This window comes from Aquiflexum sp., assembly GCF_977115555.1.
Genome location: NZ_CDSBKL010000348.1, coordinates 1 through 4355 on the forward strand (window position 1 = coordinate 1; position 4355 = coordinate 4355).

Annotated in this window: 6 protein-coding genes; 2 read left to right on the forward strand and 4 right to left on the reverse strand. The window is 40.9% G+C overall.

Features of this window, described 5'->3' with window-relative positions; genetic code table 11:
* The 4 genes from ACZFYI_RS16360 to ACZFYI_RS16375 form a co-directional block, all read right to left on the reverse strand.
* Positions 1 to 193: type II toxin -antitoxin system TacA 1-like antitoxin (locus ACZFYI_RS16360; protein WP_462525201.1), on the reverse strand; the 193-nt coding region annotated here is incomplete at its 3' end.
* A 147-nt stretch (positions 194 to 340) separates the two neighbouring features.
* Positions 341 to 850, reverse strand: coding sequence for a YcxB family protein (locus ACZFYI_RS16365; RefSeq protein ID WP_462525202.1), 510 nt, complete (start codon positions 848 to 850; stop codon positions 341 to 343).
* A gap of 97 nt (positions 851 to 947) precedes the next feature.
* Positions 948 to 1448 (reverse strand): N-acetyltransferase family protein, encoded by a 501-nt coding sequence (locus ACZFYI_RS16370; RefSeq protein ID WP_462525203.1) that lies wholly within the window; start codon positions 1446 to 1448, stop codon positions 948 to 950.
* A gap of 414 nt (positions 1449 to 1862) precedes the next feature.
* The gene (locus ACZFYI_RS16375) at positions 1863 to 2078 is read right to left on the reverse strand and encodes a hypothetical protein (RefSeq protein ID WP_462525204.1); all 216 of its coding nucleotides are present in this window, start codon (positions 2076 to 2078) and stop codon (positions 1863 to 1865) included.
* 188 nt (positions 2079 to 2266) lie between these two features.
* Here ACZFYI_RS16375 and ACZFYI_RS16380 point away from each other — a divergent pair, with 188 nt between their 5' ends.
* Both ACZFYI_RS16380 and ACZFYI_RS16385 read left to right on the forward strand, forming a co-directional pair.
* A complete protein-coding gene (locus ACZFYI_RS16380) occupies positions 2267 to 3571 on the forward strand; it encodes an NCS2 family permease (protein WP_462525205.1) in 1305 nt (434 codons plus the stop codon).
* Positions 3568 to 4355: 5'-methylthioadenosine/adenosylhomocysteine nucleosidase (locus ACZFYI_RS16385; protein ID WP_462525206.1), on the forward strand; the 788-nt coding region annotated here is incomplete at its 3' end. The genes ACZFYI_RS16380 and ACZFYI_RS16385, both read left to right, overlap by 4 nt.

The following is a 4355-nucleotide window of genomic DNA, read 5'->3' on the forward strand; positions in this document are numbered from 1 at the left end:
CAGAATCTCTTTCTGAAGCAAGCACCTGTTCTTTCTCTTTGATAATTTTCTTTGCTTTTTCCTGAACAGTAAGGATAACAAAGTCAGTCAGATTACGGTATCCTCCCAAATAGGCAGCTTTCTCAAAGAATTGTTTTTGTTCTTTGGGGAGTCTTGCATCAAATCTTGCATGTTCTTTTGTATCAGTACTCATGGCTTAAAATGTTTTTTCAAATGTACGTATAAAATCCGTAAAAAATTCCATTTCAAGCTAGGATAAAATAATAAGTATGCAAATGCGAATTGGTATGGTAGAAAGGTGTAGTTGAGTGCCTTCTCCAAGTTAGGTGAGTGTATTTTTTCATCTAAAACTTTTTATAATTTGATTCTTGTTCTTTACTAGATCTTTTATAGTTTCTATTTGCTCGTTTGTTATATCCCGCCTTGGAATCGCATTTGCAACCTGACTGTTTTGCCAAATTAGTAACCAAGACTTTGATAAAGTGATTTCAAAGATTTGGTCCCATTTCATAGTTGAGTTGAATGTATCACCTGAAATAGATATAGTTTCTTTGTCGAACTCATAGCATATTTCTTCACTGATCATTTTATTAGTGTTATAATTTTTTCGAGCGGTGCGAAAAATTGAATAGGGAGGAATGAATGTCATTGCAAATGCAATTCCAAACGGAAAGGTTGGGAATTCTTCCCAAAATGGAATACTTGTTAGGTATGGGACAAAAATTATAAGTAGCATCATCGATCCAAAAATTAAGGCAAATCGAGTTATACCTTTTCTGTAAAGCAAAAAGAAATTGAGTTTTCTGAAGTCCTCAAAAGTCAATTTTGTTTTTATGCTGAAACTTTCCATTCATTGGGTTATTTTGAATTGTAAAAATTATTTCTAAAAATAAGGGCGTTTCTTTAATTTTTAACTATTCCTTGTTTTTTGAGTTGAATTATTTTTACTACAACTTCCTATACATCACATAAACCCCCACCAATCCCTTTTCCGTATGGCGGTAAGCTTCGGGGATTTCTCCGATGATATCGAATCCCAAGGATTGCCATAGCTTCACGGCAGCATGGTTGGTGCTGATCACATAATTGAACTGCATAGCGTGGTATCCGGCTTTTTTGGCTTCTTCCAAAGCAAAAAGTCCCATCTGTCTGCCGATACCTTTGCCGCTTTCCATCTCATCGACCATAAATCCTGCATTGCAGACATGGTTTCCCAATCCGGGTTGGTTTGGTTTCAGGTAAAAAGTCCCGACGATTTTCCCATCTATTTCTGCCACAAAATTACTTTTGTCAGGGTTCATCCAATAATCCATCATTTCCTGTTCGGAAATATCCGGAGAAAACACATAAGTGCCTCCTTTGCGGATAATGGGCCGGATGATTTCCCAAAGGGCTTTTCGGTCTTGTGGCTTGGCTAGTTTGAATTCTAGTTTTGGGATATTGTCCATTAGGGTTAGAATTTGCTTAGAAGATGAATTGGTTGATTGAGGCCTTTCGAAATATTGCACTTTCCCAACAAATTTCGAAATCCCTTTTTTTAAAACTGATCTTCATTGTTTGGTGGCGGGAGGGAAGATGGCGGACCGGGCCGGCTCCGGCCTTGTGCGTGGATAGGATTCCGCCGTCTTGACTTTTTGGCTACTTTTTTTGCCAAGAAAAAAAGTAGCTGTAGAATGAACATATCCTACTCATTTAACTTTGAGAATTCATTTGTGGTTAATTTTGGTACGCGTACGTATCCTTGGTGCTCTTTAAAACTAAAAATAAGTTTGATTGTATTGTCTCCTTTTCTGAATTGTTAAAAAGTAAAAAAGTTAGGCACTTTAAATTGAATGTAGATTAATAGTTGTTGTTTGTGTCTATCAAATATTCCTGCTTTCCCATTCTTCACGGCTTTTTGAAACATATTCATGCAATTCCTCGGCTACTTTCGGGTTAAGTTTCCCTGCATATTTTTCAGAGAGTTTTTCAGGGGTTTGATCCTTTTTTTGAAGAACTTTGATGAGGTTGAGGTCTTCCAAATCTTCAAGAAGCTTGTATGCCTTATGATTGGTAATCTGAATCAACATGGTTTCCATATGATTTATTTTTGTTTGCATTATTTCTAAAAATACAAAGAAAAGCCAAGAAGCAATTATCAGCCAAAACATTTTCTAGTTCCTTGTTGCTTTTCAGAAACCAAAACAGGATTGATTACTTTTCCATTCAACTTTTTTAATTGCTTTTCAATTCCCTTCGCCTTATTTTCCATTTTTGAATCTGATGCATGGAAGTAAAACCTACAAACCTTAGAACTGAAATCCTGGCAGGAACGAGCACTTTCCTCGCTGCTTTCTACATCATCATCGTCAATCCTGCGATTCTTGCTGAGGCGGGAATGCCATTTTCGGGGGCATTGACGGCGACGGTATTGGTTTCTGCATTCGGAAGTCTAATGATGGGCCTTTATGCCAAGAACCCCATTGTCGTAGCGCCGGGGATGGGAATCAATGCATTCTTTACCTACACTGCGGTCAAAGGTTATGGACTGACCTATGAGGAAGCTTTGGGAGCGGTATTTTGGTCAGGCGTGATCTTTTTGTTGCTGTCAGTTTTCAAAACCCGGGAGAAAATCATCGAATCCATTCCTGTTGCGCTGAGACATGCTGTCTCTGCCGGAATCGGTTTGTTCATCTGCTTTATTGGATTTCAAAATGCCCATTTCATTGTAGACAATTCGGCTACTTTGGTAGGTATGGCGGCATTCAAAGATCCCATCAGCCTGACCTTTATAACAGGTTTATTGGTGACGGGCGCTTTGATCAGCCGCAAGGTTTCGGGAGCGATCATTTACGGGATTATCTTTACTACCCTATTGGCTTGGCCGATCGGCAGGTGGTGGGGAGATGCCTCCGCTGTCAATTTCGGAGTGGCCACTATGGTCAATTATACAGGATTGTTTGCCTTGCCGGACTTTAGTCTGGTAGGAAAGGCGGATATTTTGGGTTCGCTCCGATACGCCTATGTGCCTGTGATTTTTGTATTTACCTTCACGATTCTGTTTGACGGGATTTCCACATTTGTGGGTTTGGCGGAAGCTTCGGGACTGAAAGATCCTGACGGCAGTCCGAGAAATATGCGCAAGTCTTTGTTGACAGATTCTATGGCAACGCTTTTTGCAGGATTGGTGGGCAGCAGCTCTGGAACAGCCTACATCGAGTCCGCCGTAGGGATCGAAGAAGGAGGCAAAACAGGAGCAACAGCCGTCACGGCAGGATTGCTGTTTTTGCCTTTTATGTTTTTCTCACCCTTGCTTTCCATCATACCTTCTATTGCCAGCTCGATTGCTTTGGTTTTGGTGGGCTCTTTTATGGTGATGCCGCTGACCAAAATCAACTGGCGAAGACCTGATGAGGCGATTCCCTCTTTCCTTACAATTACTTTGATACCGTTTACTTACAGCCTTTCTGTGGGGATCTCATTTGGGTTTATCTCTTGGACAGTGCTTAAATTTCTGACAGGGAAAAAAGCTGAAATCAACCCGATCCTGCTCACCATCACCATCCTTTCTATCTTCTTTCTTTGGCTATGAAAAAATTATTACTTTTAATTCTGATTGTTGGATTTTCTATTTCTGCATCAGCGCAGCGAATTGCCCTGATGGGCGCTTTGGATCAGGAGATTGCCATTTTGCTTGACTCTTTGAAGGGACAAAAGAAAGTCACCAAAGGCGGGATTGATTTTTATACCGGAAAATTAAAAGGTAAAAAAGTAGTCATACTAAAAGCAGGTGTAGGCAAAGTGAATGCAGCATACAGCACGGCGATCCTTACCCAAAATTTCAAATTGTCATCTTTGATTTTTACCGGAGTGGCCGGGGGATTGGATCCTGAAGCATTGCCGGGAGACTTGGTCATCGGGGAAAAACTCGTACAATATGACTTCGGGAAAGTGGATTCTTTGGGATTTTCTGTTGCGCCATTCAGGAAATTAAGTGGAGGTGCGCATGATGAATTGTTCATTGATTCCGACAAGGATTTGCTACGGATAAGCGAAAGTGCAGCGCAAAAGGTGGTTTTTGTTCCGATTGCCAACAGGCAGCCAAAGGTTTTCAGCGGGGTGATTGCGACAGGGGATATTTTTGTCAGCAGCAACGAAAAGGCAAAATGGCTTTATACCGAGTTTGAGGCTTTGGCTACCGAGATGGAAGGGGCGGCAGTGGCGCATATTTGTCGGACTTTAGATATTCCATTTATCGTCATCCGCAGTTGCAGTGACAATGCCAATAACCACGCCCGGATGAATTTCACCCAATTTGTAGGCCCTGCATCCGAGAATTCAGCAAGGTTGGTTTTGGCTATTTTGGGGGAAATGGA

Bases quoted from the DNA above. Each gene is read 5' to 3' on its own strand.
- ACZFYI_RS16365 (WP_462525202.1), bottom strand. From the start codon at position 850: ATGGAAAGTTTCAGCATAAAAACAAAATTGACTTTTGAGGACTTCAGA.
- ACZFYI_RS16370 (WP_462525203.1), bottom strand. From the start codon at position 1,448: ATGGACAATATCCCAAAACTAGAATTCAAACTAGCCAAGCCACAAGAC.
- ACZFYI_RS16375 (WP_462525204.1), bottom strand. From the start codon at position 2,078: ATGGAAACCATGTTGATTCAGATTACCAATCATAAGGCATACAAGCTT.
- ACZFYI_RS16380 (WP_462525205.1), top strand. From the start codon at position 2,267: ATGGAAGTAAAACCTACAAACCTTAGAACTGAAATCCTGGCAGGAACG.